The organism is Campylobacter sp. CNRCH_2015_1657 (assembly GCF_025772685.1).
GTDB lineage: Bacteria > Campylobacterota > Campylobacteria > Campylobacterales > Campylobacteraceae > Campylobacter_D > Campylobacter_D lari_D.
The window spans coordinates 1-17000 of the sequence record NZ_JAKMSO010000006.1 but is presented as its reverse complement, the minus strand read 5'-3'; the positions used below and the strand labels follow the sequence as shown (position 1 = coordinate 17000).

The 17000-nt window shown below is 27.9% G+C and carries 15 protein-coding genes and 3 tRNA genes; 13 read left to right on the top strand and 5 right to left on the bottom strand.

Annotated elements, in window-relative coordinates:
* Nucleotides 1-36 precede the first annotated feature (36 nt).
* Together ftsW and L8X27_RS05285 are read left to right on the top strand one after the other, a co-directional pair.
* Nucleotides 37-1200, top strand: coding sequence for a putative lipid II flippase FtsW (ftsW, locus tag L8X27_RS05290; protein WP_220566762.1), 1164 nt, complete (start codon nucleotides 37-39; stop codon nucleotides 1198-1200).
* A gap of 190 nt (nucleotides 1201-1390) precedes the next feature.
* Nucleotides 1391-2149, top strand: a complete 759-nt coding sequence (locus L8X27_RS05285; RefSeq protein ID WP_133319276.1) for a basic amino acid ABC transporter substrate-binding protein — start codon at nucleotides 1391-1393, stop codon at nucleotides 2147-2149.
* Here L8X27_RS05285 and L8X27_RS05280 read toward each other — a convergent pair whose 3' ends face one another.
* Nucleotides 2150-3415, bottom strand: coding sequence for an aminotransferase class V-fold PLP-dependent enzyme (locus tag L8X27_RS05280; RefSeq protein WP_263681118.1), 1266 nt, complete (start codon nucleotides 3413-3415; stop codon nucleotides 2150-2152).
* Nucleotides 3416-3473: 58 nt separating this feature from the next.
* On the opposite strand from L8X27_RS05280, the gene L8X27_RS05275 reads away from it, so the two are divergent.
* The 4 genes from L8X27_RS05275 to L8X27_RS05260 all read left to right on the top strand — a co-directional run bounded on the left by L8X27_RS05275 (nucleotide 3474) and on the right by L8X27_RS05260 (nucleotide 5945).
* Entirely contained in the window at nucleotides 3474-4325 is an 852-nt protein-coding gene (locus L8X27_RS05275) for a DUF234 domain-containing protein (protein WP_263660601.1), read from the top strand.
* A 2-nt stretch (nucleotides 4326-4327) separates the two neighbouring features.
* Nucleotides 4328-5344, top strand: a complete 1017-nt coding sequence (locus L8X27_RS05270; RefSeq protein ID WP_220566766.1) for a sensor histidine kinase — start codon at nucleotides 4328-4330, stop codon at nucleotides 5342-5344.
* 42 nt (nucleotides 5345-5386) lie between these two features.
* Nucleotides 5387-5463, top strand: a tRNA-Arg gene (locus tag L8X27_RS05265).
* 14 nt (nucleotides 5464-5477) lie between these two features.
* Nucleotides 5478-5945 carry a tRNA (cytidine(34)-2'-O)-methyltransferase gene (locus L8X27_RS05260; RefSeq protein ID WP_257928077.1) on the top strand — a complete coding sequence of 156 codons (468 nt, stop codon included), beginning with the start codon at nucleotides 5478-5480 and terminating at the stop codon, nucleotides 5943-5945.
* Here L8X27_RS05260 and L8X27_RS05255 read toward each other — a convergent pair.
* Complete coding sequence (locus L8X27_RS05255; RefSeq protein ID WP_263681116.1) at nucleotides 5942-6670, bottom strand: amino acid ABC transporter ATP-binding protein; 729 nt, start codon at nucleotides 6668-6670, stop codon at nucleotides 5942-5944. The genes L8X27_RS05260 and L8X27_RS05255 overlap by 4 nt on opposite strands.
* The gene (locus tag L8X27_RS05250) at nucleotides 6663-7415 is read right to left on the bottom strand and encodes an amino acid ABC transporter permease (RefSeq protein ID WP_133319270.1); all 753 of its coding nucleotides are present in this window, start codon (nucleotides 7413-7415) and stop codon (nucleotides 6663-6665) included. The genes L8X27_RS05255 and L8X27_RS05250 overlap by 8 nt, the downstream gene beginning before the upstream one ends.
* Before the next feature lie 223 nt (nucleotides 7416-7638).
* On the opposite strand from L8X27_RS05250, the gene L8X27_RS05245 reads away from it, so the two are divergent.
* The 5 genes from L8X27_RS05245 to L8X27_RS05225 are packed head-to-tail and all read left to right on the top strand — an operon-like array spanning nucleotide 7639 to nucleotide 13006.
* The gene (locus tag L8X27_RS05245; RefSeq protein ID WP_133319269.1) at nucleotides 7639-9081 is read left to right on the top strand and encodes an alanine/glycine:cation symporter family protein; all 1443 of its coding nucleotides are present in this window, start codon (nucleotides 7639-7641) and stop codon (nucleotides 9079-9081) included.
* Complete coding sequence (locus L8X27_RS05240; RefSeq protein ID WP_164717489.1) at nucleotides 9081-9221, top strand: hypothetical protein; 141 nt, start codon at nucleotides 9081-9083, stop codon at nucleotides 9219-9221. Before L8X27_RS05245 ends, L8X27_RS05240 begins: the two co-directional genes overlap by 1 nt.
* A gap of 34 nt (nucleotides 9222-9255) precedes the next feature.
* Complete coding sequence (gene glyS / locus L8X27_RS05235) at nucleotides 9256-11250, top strand: glycine--tRNA ligase subunit beta (protein ID WP_263662175.1); 1995 nt, start codon at nucleotides 9256-9258, stop codon at nucleotides 11248-11250.
* Complete coding sequence (locus tag L8X27_RS05230) at nucleotides 11247-12053, top strand: M23 family metallopeptidase (protein ID WP_220566771.1); 807 nt, start codon at nucleotides 11247-11249, stop codon at nucleotides 12051-12053. Before glyS ends, L8X27_RS05230 begins: the two co-directional genes overlap by 4 nt.
* Nucleotides 12054-12055: 2 nt before the next feature.
* Nucleotides 12056-13006 carry an SAM-dependent methyltransferase gene (locus L8X27_RS05225; RefSeq protein ID WP_318529409.1) on the top strand — a complete coding sequence of 317 codons (951 nt, stop codon included), beginning with the start codon at nucleotides 12056-12058 and terminating at the stop codon, nucleotides 13004-13006.
* On the opposite strand, the gene L8X27_RS05220 is transcribed toward L8X27_RS05225, so the two are convergent.
* On the bottom strand, nucleotides 12996-14018 hold the full coding sequence (locus L8X27_RS05220) for a bifunctional 3,4-dihydroxy-2-butanone 4-phosphate synthase/GTP cyclohydrolase II (protein ID WP_263671488.1): 1023 nt from the start codon (nucleotides 14016-14018) through the stop codon (nucleotides 12996-12998). The two genes, L8X27_RS05225 and L8X27_RS05220, sit on opposite strands and share 11 nt — an antisense overlap.
* Nucleotides 14019-14123: 105 nt before the next feature.
* Here L8X27_RS05220 and L8X27_RS05215 point away from each other — a divergent pair.
* Both L8X27_RS05215 and L8X27_RS05210 read left to right on the top strand, forming a co-directional pair.
* A tRNA-Gln gene (locus L8X27_RS05215) sits at nucleotides 14124-14198 on the top strand.
* Nucleotides 14199-14211: 13 nt separating this feature from the next.
* A tRNA-Met gene (locus L8X27_RS05210) sits at nucleotides 14212-14287 on the top strand.
* A gap of 2427 nt (nucleotides 14288-16714) precedes the next feature.
* Here L8X27_RS05210 and L8X27_RS05205 read toward each other — a convergent pair.
* The gene (locus L8X27_RS05205) at nucleotides 16715-16945 is read right to left on the bottom strand and encodes a hypothetical protein (protein ID WP_133319264.1); all 231 of its coding nucleotides are present in this window, start codon (nucleotides 16943-16945) and stop codon (nucleotides 16715-16717) included.
* Between the last annotated feature and the right edge of the window lie 55 nt (nucleotides 16946-17000).

Here is a 17000-nt window from a genome sequence, read left to right as displayed (position 1 = left end):
TTAAAATTAATTTTTATAAAATTCTAGGAAGAAATTTTGGTTGCTGATAGAAAATTATTTTTTTTAAGTTGCATTCTAATAACTATAGGGATACTTTTTTCATATTCTTTAAGTGCTTTTACTGTGCTTTATTTAGAATATAATGAATTTCATTTTTTTATCAGACAGCTTTTTTTTGGACTTAGTGGTATAGCTATTATTTATTTTGTTTCAAGATTAAATCCTGATAGTAAAATGGCACATTATTTAATGATAAGTGTTTTGTTAATCTCTTTTTTATTTATACTTATTTTGCCTTTTTTACCGACCTTTCTTGCTACTGCAGCAGGTGGTGCTAAAAGGTGGATCAGGCTTGGTCCTTTATCTATTTCTCCTGTTGAATTTTTTAAGATAGGTTTGATTTATTTCCTTGCTTGGTCTTATACAAGAAGAATTGATGATAGCAAAAAAGCAATCAAACACGAAGTTTTAATTTTAATTCCTTATTTTATTTTAGCTGCTTTTGTTATTGGCTATATTTATATGACACAAAATGATTTAGGCCAAAGTGTTATCTCTTTTTTCTTGGTTTTTGCTTTAGCATTTTTTGCAGGAGCTAGTAAAAGACTTTTTGCTTTTGGCGTGGTTATTGTTGGAATGATTGGGGTTTTGGTGATTTTAAGTAATCAAAGAAGAATTCAGCGTATTTCTGCTTGGTGGGGAAATATCCAAGATGCGTTTTTACCTTTTTTTCCTGATTGGCTAGCAAGTGCTTTAAGAGTAAGCCATAACTCAGAACCTTATCAAATTTCACATAGTTTAAATGCTATAGCTCATGGTGGATTTTTTGGAGAAGGGTTGGGTCTTGGAACTTTTAAATTGGGATTTTTAAGTGAGGTGCATACGGATTTTGTTTTATCAGGGATTACTGAGGAAATAGGATTGTTGGGATTGAGCATTATATGTTTGATTTATTTGATGGTCATACTTAGAATTTTTAGAATTGCTGGGCGTTGTGAAAATAAGGTCCATTTTTTATTTTGTTCAGGTGTAGCTTTACTTTTATTGTTTTCATTTTTTATGAATGCTTTTGGAATTATTTCTTTAACTCCATTAAAAGGGGTTGCTGTGCCGCTTTTAAGTTATGGTGGCAGTTCTATGTGGTCTATTTGTCTTGGAATAGGTTATGTTTTAATGATTAGCAAGAAGGTAAAAATTTAAACTCATTAATTAAAATATATAAAAATTAACTTAAATAAAAAATATTCTATAACAACTCTTTACAAAAAACTTTTTTCTGCTATAATTATGCTCACATTTATTATAAAGGAGGCGGATATGAAGAAATACAGGCGTTTAAACACATTATAATCATTTATCAATTTTATTTTAATTTTAACAAAGGAAAAAAATGAAAAAAATATTATATGTTGTTTTAGCGTTATTTGGTATATTAGCTTTAGGTGCTTGTTCAAGCGATAAAAATCAAGCTAGTGCTTCTGGTGAAAAAGTTTATAAAGTAGGTATAGCTGCAAATTATCCTCCTTTTGATTTTATTAAAGATGCAAAAATTACCGGCTTTGATGTTGATTTATTGGAAGAAATTGCTAAAAGAGAAAATTTAAAACTTGAATGGGTAAATATGAGTTTTGATGGTTTAATTCCTGCCTTAAAAGCTGGAAAGATTGATATGATAGCTTCTGCTATGAGTTCAACTCCTCAAAGATTAGCAAGTATGGATTTCAGTGATACTTATTTCAATACTAAAAATTTATATTTAAAATTAAAAACAGATTCTAGTATTAGCGATAAACAAAGTTTGGAAGGTAAAAAAATAGGTGTTCAACTTGGAACTATTCAAGAAAGTGCTGCTAAGACTATTCCAAATGCTCAAGTAGTTGCAAGTGAAGAAATGTTAGCAGCAATTTTAGCTTTAAAAGCTGGCAAAGTAGATGCAGTTTTAACGGATAAAGATATTGGTAAAGGTTATTTAAAAACTAATGAAGAGCTAGAAGCATTTTTAGAAGAAAATGATGGAAGTTCAGGGTTTTGTATAGCTTTTGATAAAGGAAAACAAAGTGAGCTTGTTCAAAAAATTAATGCAGGTTTAGAAAAAGTTAAAGCTGATGGTACTTACCAAAAAATCGTAGAAAAATACGATTTACAATAATTAACTTAAAGCCTTGATACTTATATTCAAGGCTTTAAAAAAATATTCCATATCTTCTTTTGTATGCGTATAATGAAAACCCACTCTTAGCCAACCTGGTTTAGATTTTAATTCTTGATTGTCTTTTAGATTGAGTAAATCATGCCCATAAGGTCCTGCACAAGCACAACCTGCTCTTGTTTCTATCTTATAAGTTTTACTTAGTTTATAAGCTAAATCAAAAGGAGAAATTCCTTCTATATTAAAAGCAAAAATAGGTAATCTATTAGTGATATTTTTTGCATATAAGATCATTTTTGGAAAATTTGTACATTGTTTGAAAAAATATTCACAAAGTTCTTTTTCTTTTTTTTCTATATTTTTTAAACCTATTTCATTGCGTATTTTAAAAGCCAAACTTGCTCTAATAAGCTGAATAATTCCAGGTGTGCCACCTTCTTCTAAATTTTCAACTTCGCATAAATATTGTTGAGATGTTCTTGAAACATAGCCCACGGTTCCACCTGCTGCAAAGCTAGGGGTATTGCCACATAGATTTTTTTTGATAACAAGTAAGCCACAAGATCCTACACCTCCAAGTAGTTTATGAGAGCTAATAAACACTGCATCGTAAAATTTAGGATCTAAATTAGCATAAGGAGCTAAAGTGGAAATATCAAAAGCAACTATACCGTTGTGTTGTTTGATTAAAGTGTAAATTTTTTTATAATCACTTAAAATTCCTGTAACATTAGAAGCTGCATTAAAGCTTGCTATGATTTGTCTGTTTTTGGATTTTTGTAATAATCTTTCTAAAAAATTAAAATCTAATTCTCCATTTTTATCTAAGGGCACTCGAACGCATTCACACAAAGCTTCTCTAAATGAAAGTTCATTAGAATGGTGTTCATAGGGTCCAACTATAACCAAAGGTAAGGTATTTTTGTCTGTATTTTTAAAATATTTTTCTTTAATAAGTGGTGGTATATATAGACCTAAAAGTTCTTGAAATTTTTTTATAGCTGCTGAAGATCCACTCCCACAAGCTATAAGAGCAAAACTATCATCTAATTCAAGGTATTTTTTTAAATTTATTCTTGCGTTTTCATAATGCTGTTGTGTGATAAAAGAATTTAAAGAGCTATCTGAATGTGTATTTGCATAGGTAGTAAGAATTTTTTTAATTTCTTTTTCTATGCTTTTTAGTGCTAAAGCGCTAGCTGTAAAATCAAAATAATATATTCCTTTTTTTAAAATAATATCTTGTTTTAGTTTTTCAATATCCAAAAAAAATCCTCTAATTTTTTGTTAAAATTATAACATACAAAATATTTATTTTAAGGATGTGATTATAAAATTTGGTGATTTTTCAAAACGCTGTGAAACTTTGGAGCTTGAAAGTATTTTTGATTTTTATAGTATTTTTGATGAGTTTGAATTTGATTTGAAATTAAGTTTATATGAAAATATCTTAAATGTTTTTATTTTGAAAGCCTTTGATATTTTAGCTTCTTTAAATTTAGATGAGAATGCTTTAAAAGCTTTGAGTGTTTTAAGTAAAAACGATAGAAAACGCTATTCTATTAATAAATCTATTCCGCATTTTCAGGCTCTAGGACTTATTAATAAACTTTTAGAGAAAAATATTTTGATCTTAGAAAAAAGTCAAGAAAAGCCAATCATAAAAAACAAAAGACAGAAAGTTAAAAAAGAGTTACGCTCTTATAATATACAAGATAAGGTTGTTTTTAAAAATCAAGGATTAAGATTTTTCTTTTATTTTATATATCCTAAACTTAATTTAATCGCGATGAAAAAATATAATGAATTAATGGAACTTATCCAAGAAAATTTGGAAAAATACCAAAGTTTTACTTTTGAACTTTTATGTAAAGAATTTTTAGCAAAAAAACTTAAAGTGGATCAAGTGTATAGTTTTTGGAATTATTATCATGAAATAGACTTGTATTATCATGAAAACAATTTTTGTGTTTTAGGTGAAGTTAAATTTAAAGAAAGAAAAATATGTAAAAATGTTTTAAATATTTTAAAAAGTAAAGCAAAACAGTTGCAAATTCAACCTAATTTATATGTGCTTTTTTCAAAGAGTGGCTTTAGTAAAGAGCTTATTTTAAATAAGGAGCGTAATTTGCTTTTATATACTTTAGAAGATTTTCAATTTTTAATTAAGGATTAAGTGTGGATGAGAATATTTTAAAAAGTTTAGATTCTAGTGAAAAAGAAAACTTACAACAAGGATTAAAAGCCTTAATAGAGCAAACCTATGTTATAGAAAATGAATATAAGCAACTTAATGAAAACTACACTGCATTAAGACAAATGGTAAGTGAGATTATAGAGGTTTTGCCTATGGCTTTGTGGATTTTAGACGCAAATAAAAATATTATTTTGCAAAACAACCTAGCTACACAAAAGCCAAAGCTTTTAGAATGCATTGATCTTGATAAAACACATTATGAGCTTGAGTTTGATCATAAATTTTATCTAATCAAAATCACCTCTCATACTGATAAACTTATAGTAAATGCAACAGATATTAGTGATGAAAAAAGAAATGAAAGGTTAGCTAGCATGGGAACAGTTGCAGCACACCTAGCGCATGAAATACGCAACCCTATAGGTTCTATTTCTTTATTAAGCTCTACTTTGTTTGAAAGAAGTGAGTTAAAAAATAAGCATATAGTTTTAGAAATCCAAAAAGCAATTTCAAGAGTAGAGCGTATTGTAAATTCTACTTTACTTTTTACAAAAGGAGTACATGTTAATTTAAATGAGTTTAATTTACAGGAGTTACAAGATGAGTGTGAGCAAGCTATTGGAGCTTATAATTATCTAGCTAACATCGATTTTAAATTTGATTTTTTAGATTTAAAAATCAATGCAGATAAATCTTTACTTGCTTTAGTTTTGCAAAATTTACTTTATAATGCCATAGATGCTATTGAAGAAAGCGAAAATGATGATGGTTATATAAAGGTTAAGTGCGAACAAAAAGAAGATAGGGTTTTTATTAAAGTTTATGATAATGGCGTAAGTATCAAAGATAAAAAAATGGTTTTTGAGGCTTTTAAAACAACTAAGTTAAAAGGTAATGGTTTAGGTCTTTCTTTATCAAAACAAATTATTGATGCGCATAATGGAGTTTTAGGTTTTGATGAAAATCCAAAATGTTTTTTTATAGAGCTTAAAATTTAAGCTCTATAAAATAAATTTTTTCTTAAAATAATAAAAATATTTGTCCTCATAGCTCAGCTGGATAGAGCGCAGAATTCCTAATTCTGAGGCCGCAAGTTCAAACCTTGCTGGGGACACCATTTCAAGGAAAAAGATGTTTCATATAGTCTTAGTTGAGCCTCGCATACCACAAAATACAGGAAGTATAGGCAGAATGTGTTTTAATGCAGGTTTTGCTTTACATATTATCAATCCGCTTTTTAGTATTGATGAAAAGGCAGTTAAAAGAGCAGGGCTTGATTATTGGAAAAAATTAAATCCTTTTTTATGGGATAATTTAGAAGATTTTTTAAAAGAGTATGAAAAATTTCAAGATAGATTTTTCTTTGCGACAACTAAAACTACTCAAGCTTATTTTGATGTAAATTATCAAAAAGGTGATTTTTTATTTTTTGGAAGTGAAAGTTTTGGTTTGCCTATGGATTTAATGCAAAAAAAATGGGAAAATGCTATTACTATACCGATGAAAGATTGCGGTAGAAGTTTAAATTTAGCTACAAGTGTAGGCATAGTGAGTTATGAGGCTTTGAGGCAAAATTTTGCCTCTTTTGAAAAATTTTAATGATTTAAAACTTGATTTAAAAATTCTTTCAATCTTTCATTTTTTGGATTTTCAAATGCTATTTTAGGACATTCATCTACTGCTATAATGCCTTTATCCATGAAAAAAATTCTATTAGCTACATTTCTTGCAAATCCCATTTCATGTGTAACTACAAGCATAGTTAAACCTTCTTTAGCCACTTCTTTCATGATATTTAAAACCTCACCTATCATTTCAGGATCTAAAGCTGAAGTTGGCTCATCAAATAAAATCACATCAGGATTCATCATTAATGATCTTGCTATGGCAATACGCTGTTTTTGTCCACCTGAAAGCTTATGAGGAAAATAATTTTCTTTATCACTTAGGCCAACTTTTTTGAGTAATTCTCGTGCTTTTTTTACTGCTTCATCTTTACTCATGATTTTTGTTTGTACTGGCACTAGGCATAAATTTTCCAAAACATTTTTATTATTAAAAAGATTAAAATGTTGAAATACCATGCTTACTTTTTGTCGAATTTTATTGATATCTGTTTTTTTATCAAGTATATTGATATTATTGATATAAATATTACCACTATCTGGTGTTTCAAGTTTATTTAAACAGCGTAAAAAAGTACTTTTTCCACCTCCGCTAGGCCCTATAATAGCAATAATATCACCTTTATGTACTTCAATGCTAATATCTTTTAAAACTTCTAAATCTCCATATTTTTTAATCAAATTTTCTATTTTAATCATGTTTGTTTAATCTCATTTCTATAAATCTTGCAATCAGTGTTAAAATTTTAACGCTTACATAATATACAAGCCCTGTAAAAATAATAGGTTTAGGGTTGTAATAAATTGCTTGTAAGCTTTTACTTTGCATGGTAATATCCATAACGCTAATATAGCCCACTATTGAAGTTTCTTTAAATAAAGAAATAAATTCATTCATTAAAGAAGGTAAGATATTTTTAATCGCTTGCGGAAAGATGATTAGTCTCATAGAAGCAGAATAATTAAGCCCCATTGCTCTTGATGCTTCCATTTGTCCTTTGTCTACACTTTGAATTCCACTTCTTACGATTTCAGCTACATAAGCAGAACTATTAAGTCCAAGTGCAATAATAGCTACATAAAAATTATCACTCCAAGTAGCAAAAATCACTACTGAGAAAATCAAAAGCTGTAAAAGCAGAGGGGTTCCGCGTATAATGTCTATGTATTCATCTATGATGAAATTTAAACTTTGAATTTCTAAAAATCTTAAAAATGCTAGGAAAAAACCAAGTGCTATTCCTATTAAAATTCCACCCACTGTTAAGCCAAGTGTTGTGAAGTAACTATGAACATAAGCTTTGGCTTCTATAGTATAAGCATATTCTCCTGTAGCTAAGCCATTTTGATCTTTAACTTGTAAAATTTCAATAGGAAATGAAAAATAAGCCCAAAAAACAATAATGGCAAAAAATACAAAAATTTTCATCGTATTTTGTTTCAATTTAAACACCTTATAAAATTTTAAAAAAACTAAGTGTATAAAAATTAAGTTTTCTTTTTACTTAAAAGCATTTTTATGTGTTTTTTTGGTAAATATCGTGAGTTAAATTTTCACATAGCTGTAAAAAATAAAATAAAATTAATATAAAATTATATTTTTTTGTAGCAAATTCATTTTTTTATGATAAATTTACACTCGATTAAATTATAAAAAGGAGATAAATATGGATTTAATATCCCAATTTGTTGGCTTTGTAAATAATCAGTATTATTCCATTTTGGTTATTTTGCTTATTATTGTAGGGTTTTATTATAGTTATTTGACAGGTTTTGTGCAATTTCGAATGCTTCCTTATGTGTTTGACATTTTGACAGAAAAGCAAGAAAAACATGAAAAACACCATATTACTCCTTTTCAGGCTTTGATGATTTCAACAGCTTCAAGAGTTGGTATAGGAAATATTGCAGGTATTGCAGTAGCGGTTGTTTTGGGCGGACCTGGTGCTTTGTTTTGGATGTGGGCTATGGCATTTTTTGGCGGCGCTTCGGCTTTTGCAGAAAGCACTTTAGCACAAGTTTATAAAAGTCGTGATGGAAAAAGTTTTAAAGGTGGCCCTGCTTATTATATTAGTAAAGCTTTAAATTTAAAATGGCTTGGTGCTATATTTGCGGTGATTTTAATCATTACTTATGCTTATGGATTTAATGGACTTCAAAGTCAAACTATGACTTCAGCATTTGAGTTTTATTATAAAGGTATGGTTGATGCTAGCGAAGTAAGTTTTTCGCAAAGTTGGTGGCCTATTGTAATAGGGGCTATTTTGGCTATTTTTGCTGCTTATATGTTTTTTGGTGATCATACTAAAATAGGTAAAGTAAGCTCGGTCATCGTTCCTATTATGGCGATGATTTATGTTGGTTTATCTATTATAGCGATGTTTATGAATTTTGATAAAATTCCTGAAGTGTTTTCTATGATTTTTAAAAGCGCTTTTGATTTTGAAGCTATTTTTGGTGGATTTGCAGGTTCTGCTTTGGTTATAGGTATAAAAAGAGGATTGTTTTCTAATGAAGCAGGTATGGGTTCAGCACCAAATGCAGCAGCTTCTGCTCTTACAACTCACCCTGCAAAACAAGGGGTTATTCAAGCATTTTCTGTATTAATTGATGTGATTATTTGTACAAGTTCAGGATTTTTAGTGTTATTTTCACTTGCTTATGCTAATAATATTGGTGTAGACGGTAAGCCTATTTTAACAGCACTACCTTTAGTACAAGAATCCATGAAAGAATATTATGGAAATCTAGGTGTACATTTTACTACTGTTAGTATAGTTTTATTTGCTATTACTTCTTTGATAGGAAATTACTATTATGCTCAAGCAAATATTAAATACCTTACTCAAAATCCTATTATTATTAATCTTTTTAAAGCAAGTGCCGTGCTTATGATTTTTATTGGTGCAAATATGGATTTAAAATTTGCATGGGATTTAGCTGATACTACTATGGCGTTTATGGCTACGATTAATATCATTTCTATTTTATTGCTTGGTGGTATAGTGAAAAAGGTATTAAAAGATTTTAGCGAGCAAAAAAGACAAGGTAGAGATCCAGTGTTTAGCGCTTCAAAGCTTGGTATTAAAAACGCAGAGTGTTGGGACTAATGATAGATTATATTATTATTGCTTTGTTTATAGCTTTTATGGTTTTTCTTGTGTTTGGCTTTAACCGCCAAATGCAAGAAAAAGCTAAACAAAGAGAAGAAAAATTAAAAACAAAGAAAGATTTTAAAAAAAATAGGTAAAATACACTAAAAAATTTTTAAAAAAGAGTGTAAAATGAAATTGTTAATAGAAATAGGCACAGAAGAACTTCCTGCTATTCCTTTATTAAAAGAACTTCCAAATATTACTAAAAAATGGGAAAAGATTTTACAAGAGTATCATTTAGAATCTGAATTTAAATTTTTCTATACTCCTAGAAGATTGGTTTTTATCCATGAAAATTTTAAAGAAAAACAAGATGATTCTTTTGTGGAATTTATAGGTGCACCTAAGGCGATAGCTTATAAAGATGGAAAGCTTACTCAAGCAGGATTTAGCTTTTTAGAAAAAAGTGGTTTAAAAGAAGAAGAGCTTGAATTTAAAGAAATTAAGGGTAAAGAAGTATTGTATTGTCAAAAACAAGTACAAGGCTTGCAAAGCAAAGCAGTTTTAGCTCAAATGATCGAGGCTTTTTTAAAAAGCTTGAGTTTTGGTAAAACTATGAGATGGGGTGATGGTAGCTTTGAATTTATTAGAGCTATCCGCTCGCTTTGCTGTATTTTAAATGATGAATTGATTGAGTTTGAAAGTTATGGCGTTAAAAGCGCAAAAAGTACTTTTGTTCATAGAAGTGTTAGTTATGATTTAATACCTTTTTCAAATATTGATGAGTATCTTAAAACTCTAGAGCAAAATTATATTATTTTAGATCAAGAACAAAGAAAAAAACTTATTATTGAGCAGTTAAAAATACTCGAAAAAGAAAATGATATTACTATTGCAAAAGATGATGAGCTTTTAGCCGAAGTTGTAGCTATCACAGAGTATCCAAAAGCATTATTAGGGTATTTTGAGAAAGAGTATTTAGAAATCCCAAGCGAAGTGATAATTACTTCTATGAGAGAAAATCAACGCTATTTTGCAGTATTTAAAAACAACACTTTAAGCAATCATTTTATTGTAGTTTCTAATGCGGTTTGTGAGGATTATTCTAAAATCATTAATGGAAATGAAAGAGTTTTAAGGGCAAGATTAAGTGATGCGATGTTTTTTTGGAAAAATGACTTAGCACAGGGCTTAAATAATGATAAAATAAGCCAAATGGTATATCTTGAAGGACTTGGAACCTTAAAAGATAAAATTATTAGAGAGCAAAAAATCGCTACTAAGCTTTGTGAAGTTTTTGCTAATACTCAAAAAGATGAAATCTTAAAAGCCATAGAATACTCAAAAGCTGATCTAAGCACTCAAATGGTGTATGAATTTACTGATCTTCAAGGTATTATGGGATCTTATTATGCTAAAGCTATGGGTATGAGTGATGAGCTTGCTTTAGCGATTAAAGAACAATATCTTCCAAATGGCGATAATTCAGCTATGCCAAGTAATGAATTTAGTTCTATTGTAGCTTTAGCTTATAAATTTGATACACTCTTGGGGCTTTTTTCAATGGGGAAAATACCAAGTGGTACAAAAGATCCTTATGCTTTAAGAAGAGCAGCAAATGGTGTTTTAAAAATTATTCTAGCTTTAAATAAAAATTTTGATCTTAAGATATTTTTAGACACAATAGCTAGTGAGTATAAAAGCTTTGATTTGAAAATTTTACTAGACTTTATCTTAGAGCGTTTATATACTTTTTATGAAGTAAATGCTTCTTTTGTTAAAGCTGTGCTTAGCTCTAAAACTTATGATGTTATTTATATTGATTCTTGTATTAAAGCTTTAATACAAAGTGCAAATAAGGCAGATTTTGGTCAAAATTTTGCTACTTTTAAGCGTTTGGCAAATATTGCAATATTAAGCGAAGTTCAAATTAATGAAAATTTGTTTAACACTCAAGAGGAAAAAGATTTATACCAAGCTTTTATGCAGTGTAAAACAAAAGAAAATAACACCCAAGAGCTTTTAGAAAGCCTTTTTGCACTAAAACCACAAATTGATGCTTTTTTTGATAAAGTAATGATTAATGACAAAGATGAAAATATTAAAAACAATCGTCAAGCTTTAGTATGTGCAATTTATCGTGAGTTTTTAAAAATAGCTGATATTAAAGAGCTTAGTATATGAGAAAAATTCTTTTTTTACTTTGTTTTTTGGTATTTGCATTAGAAGCTAGAGAGATTGAGCTTGTAAAAGGGCAAGTAGTTTTTTTAGAATTTGATAAAAATAATTTTTTACAAATTAGCTCAAATTCTAAAAAACTTCCTTTTTTTGAGTATAAAAATAAAGTCATTGTTAGTATAGCCATACCTTATAAAAATCCTAAAGATAGAAAATTAATAGCTGAATTTAAAGATAATTCTAAAGAAGAAATTAACATAAAATTTAGCGAAGGAAACTATAAAAAAGAATTTTTAAAAGTTAGTGCTTCTAAGGTTAATCCACCTAAAGAAACACTTGATCGCATTAGCAAAGAATATCAAGAAGCTATTAAGGTTTATAATACTTATACTAATATGGCTTTATTTGAAGGCAATTTTGCATATCCTTTAGAAAGTAAAATTACAAGTGATTTTGGAAAGGCAAGATTGTTTAATGATACTCTTAAAAGTTATCATAGTGGAACTGATTTTAGAGCAGCAAGTGGGACAAAAATTTATGCTAGCAATGATGGTATTGTAAGGATTGCTTCAAATCGTTATTATGCAGGAAATTCAGTGGTAATTGATCATGGATATGGGATTTATTCTCAGTATTATCATCTATCAAAACTTAATGTAAAAGTAGGACAAAAGGTAAAAAAGGGTGAGCTTATAGGTTTGAGTGGAGCTAGCGGTAGAGTTACAGGGCCACATTTGCATTTTGGAATTTTAGTTAATGGTGTGCAAGTTGATCCACTTGATTTTATAGCTAAATTTAATGCTTTATAATGATAGCTTTTAGTGAGTTTTTTCAAAATTGGATTGATAAATATTACTCCCAAGCTGTGAGTGTTGGTAAAAATGGAGATTTTTATACCGCAGTTAGCGTGGGAAATCTGTTTGGAACACTTTTAGCTAATCATTTTTTAAAACTTATAGATGATAAAAAGCTAATTTTACCGGTTGAAGTTGTAGAAATAGGGGCAAATGAAGGGCATTTAATGCTTGATTTTATACAAGCTCTATACACTCTTAGGGCTGATATTTTAGAGCAGATTGAGTGTTTTATCATAGAGCCACATGAAAAATTAAAATGTGTTCAAAAAAAACTTTTTGATGAGTATGATTTGGATGTAAAAATTTATAATTCTTTGGAAGAATGTCATTTTAAAAACGCCTTTTTTTACGCTAATGAATTATTTGATTGTTTTGCGTGTGAGCTTATAAAAGATAGAACAATGGCATATGTTGATGATGATTTAAACATTGTTTTTAAAGCTATGAATGAGGATCTTTTAAAAGAATGTGAAAAATATTCTATCACTAATAGCGAGCTTTGTATTTCTTATAAACCCTTTTTATCCAAATTAAAACAAACCTGTGAAAAACTAACTTTTGCATGTTTTGATTATGCAAAAAAAGAAGAAAAAATTAGTATTAGAATGTATAAAAATCACCAAGTGTATAATCTTTTTGAAGAAAACTTAAAAGATTTTTTTGCTAAAAGCGATATTACATATAATGTAAATTTTGATCATTTTTTACAAGTTTTAAAAGAAGAGGGCTTTGAGGTGTTAGAATATAAAAATCAAAATCAAGCCTTAATTGACTTTGGTTTGGAAGAAATTATCGAGCAAGCTAAAAATGCTAATCTCCAAATTTATAGAAACTTTATCAACCAAAGTAAAAATTTGATGTTTAACTTTGGTGATAAGTTTAAGTTTTTAGAATTTAAGCTTTAAAATTACTGCTTGTAATATCAAGCCCAAAGCCTTTTAAGCCTATAAATTCTTTATCGGTATTTTGACTTAGAAGTTTGATTTTTGAAATTTTTAAATACCTTAAAATTTGCGCTCCTATGCCATAATTTTTAAATTGTATGTTTTCTTGTTTTTCATTTTTCATGAAAATGATTACACCACCTTTTTGACTTAAAAATTCAATTTGTTTTAATAATTCATTAAATTTATTAGAAGTTAGAAGCTCAAAGTCGCTTCCACTAAGATAAAATTTAACATTCTCGCATTCTTTCAAAGTGCCAAAACTAAAAGCTATGTGTTCATTTTCATTGTGATCTTTAAAAGTCATTTTTTTAGCTTTAAAACCTGCTAAAATACTTTCTTCTTCTTTAATTAAAGAAATCAAACTTTCATTTTTTAAACGATACTCGATTAAATCTGAAATAGTAATCATATTAATATCATGTTTTTTGCAAAACTCAAGCAAATCGCTTCTTCTAGCCATATCTCCATTATCTTTAACAATTTCACATATTACGCATGCTTCTTTTAATCCTGCCAAACGACATAAATCCACTGTTCCTTCTGTATGGCCCGTTCTTTCTAAAACTCCACCTTTTTTTGCTATCAAAGGATTAATATGTCCAGGACGCACAAAATCACTCGCCTTTGCATTATCATCAGCAAAAATTTGTATAGTCATATCTCTTTCGTAGGCACTTACTCCTGTTGTTGCATTTTTTGCATCGACAGTGATGGTAAAAGCTGTTTCGTGATTTGATGTGTTTTTAGGTACCATTAAAGGTAGTTCAAATTTTTTAGCTAAGTTCTCACTTAATGCTACACATACCACACCTCTTGCGTGAGTGATGGTAAAATTTACTTTTTCTTGTGAGCTAAATTGTGCAGGGAAAATCAAATCCCCTTCATTTTCCCTATCTTCTGCATCCACCATTACCAACATCTTACCATCTTGAAGTTCTTTTATAGCTTGTTCTATACTTATATATCCCATAAAATCATTCCTTGAAAATATTTTAAAAATATTATAGCATTTTTCTTGACATTGTATAAAAAATAATATATAATATCACTTTTAATTTAAATAAAAAATTTCTATTGGGGTATCGCCAAGCGGTAAGGCAACAGGTTTTGGTCCTGTCATTCAGGGGTTCGAATCCCTTTACCCCATCCACTTCATATGATGCCGCGAAGTAGAGCAGTGGTTAGCTCGTCGGGCTCATAACCCGAAGGTCGGGAGTTCAAATCTCCCCTTCGCAACCATTATATAAAAATAACTTATAATCTATTTCAACAGATGTTTTTTAGCAATATTGAAATCAAATTAATTTAAAATTTCTAAAATTATTGAAATTTTAAAAATACAATACAAAGAATAAAATAGATAAAATAATATTTAACAAGAATAAATGGCGAGTTTAATAGGCGTATGATTTATTAATTAAATTATTGCACATGCTTTGTATTTTATTGTAAAAATGTAAAAAAATGATATTTTTTGCTAAATAGGTAATGTATTAAAATTTTTAGAGTGCAAGAAAAAAACAATATTGATTTAAAGTCTAACAAATAAAAATATTTCTTAATTGATGAAGTGCAAATGAGGAGACTTTATATTTTAAAGCCGGATATAACAAGATAGTATTATAAGCTGCTAACTACTTAATCATTTCTTGATTAAATTTTTTAAGATCTATAAATAATAAATCTTTATAATGATTAGCAAATGCTTCTTTTAAGGTTTTATTAAATATTTCATTATGAATATTCATTCTAAGATTCTTTAGATAAGTATAATAACGAGTAGTGTTAAGTTCTTTAATAAAACATTCATAGTTTTTTAAATTCACAGCCATTATCTGTGAGTATGCTAAATTCTTTTATGAGTATTATTAGTTTTTAAGATAATAACAAAACTTTTAAGATATGCTAGTATATCTTGTCTTTTTAGGAGATAAAGCTACAGTATAATCAATTCTTGTAACTAAATTTATCATAGTAAGTATATATTTTTATTTTATTATCGACATATTTTATAGTATCTATTGCCCAAGTATTCATAGGAGTTGTTTTAAGATTTTTTTAGTTATCTATTTTTAACTCTCTCTTGTAGCTTTTATTTTGGCCTAGATAATTAATTCTTGTAAGTGTTATTCTCATTTTATCTTTAGAGATGATTCTTCTTATGGTGGAAACACTAGGAGGTAGGCTTTAAAAAATAATACAATCTTTTTTTATCTAAATTTATATAAATATGCCTAAGTCTTTTAATCTTTAAAGTAATTTCCAAACTAAAAGAGCTTTTCTTATATTTTTTACTTTAGTGTATTTTGTATTTAGGGTATTTAAATTATCATTATTTTTTGTGATAAATTTCTTGTTTTCTAAAGTATCTTTTTATCTATATTAAAAGCTTCTAAAGTAGCTTTTAAATTTTTATTTTTTGTTCTATTATTTTATGTTTTATTTCAAAAATATAACTATATTCTCTTAATTTAGCAAATCCTTTTATACATCTAAATAAATAATCTGTTTGGATAAATATTCCTTAGTTAGTTTTATTAATCAAATATTTCTTGATTGGTAAATAAAAGATAGTAGTTTTATTAACTAAGAAAGTGCCAAATGTGTTCGAACTTGTGTGATAATATTTTATCTTGATGTTTTTAATCTTCACATTGAAGCAATACAAAATAAGTATAAGAAATTAATTTTAAAATATTTTGTATAATTATTCTAAGGTATATTGTAGCAATTATTATGTTATTGTAATAATAATCAAGATTTATTTAATGATTACTCTCTCTTTTTTTATGAGTCATTAAATGATATAAGAATAAATTATACTCTTGTTTTCTAAGTTGATAACATGAAATAAAATTTATTTTATACTCTTCTTGAATATTAAAGATAATAAACATCTAACCACTGCAATAATCTTTAAAAAATATTGATTAAGTTTGATGTTGAAATAATGTATGCCGTACTGCCTTCTATATAGTATGAACTACAAGTAAAATTCTTTCTTTTTTAAAAAATATAATCTTCTTCATTGCTTGATTGATATAACTAAGCCATATTTATATGTAAATCACTGATTTGATCTTGTTAAAACCAACTACAATGAAGCTTAAAATAAATATAGCAGTTTTGATTTTTAAACATTTGAAGAAATGGAATAAAAATCCTGAAAAAATTATCAATTATTTTAAAATAATTATAGATAAACATGACAATGAGATAAATATATAGTATTAATTTTAAAATCCAATTTTATACAAATCCAACATAATAAAGATTTTCATCACTTAGTTATTTTAAGCAAACAATTGCGTTAAAAAATGAAATCATAAATAATGCTATGAAAAATATATCAAACTTATAGGATAAAATTTTTAAGTAAAAAACTATAAATGGAGTGCGGTTGTAAATATCAAAGAAACTACACCAATGAATGATTTAGAAAATCTTTTTTAAACACTTTTAAAAATACGGCTTTTAATGCCATTAAATAGCAATCACCGTGATGAAGAAGAGAAGAAGCAAGATAAGGTTTTCAAAAGAAGCACCTTTTCTTCTCTAAATAAAATACACCTTATAGGTGCCATATGTTTTGTGCTAAAATGGGTGCTAGGGTTGTCTAAGTGTGTAGTACGGAAAGCGGATAAAGTCTGCCGCTTAATATTGAGATTAAACAGATATATCTAAAAGCTGATCTTTTTTATTGTCTGCTTTATCTGTATTTGTAGAATTACTTTGTTCTTCTTTTTTAGCTTCAGCTTCTACTTTTTTTGTATTATCATTCTCAGCTTTTTTTTCTTGTTCAAATTTAGCTTCTTCAAGTTTTAATAGTGGTTTTGCTGTATAACGCAAGCTTGTATCAATAACTTGATTACAACATTGAGAATATACTAATCCCATCATTATCCTTTAGTGATTTATACAAATACCTAATTTAGCACAAGCTTGATGCTGA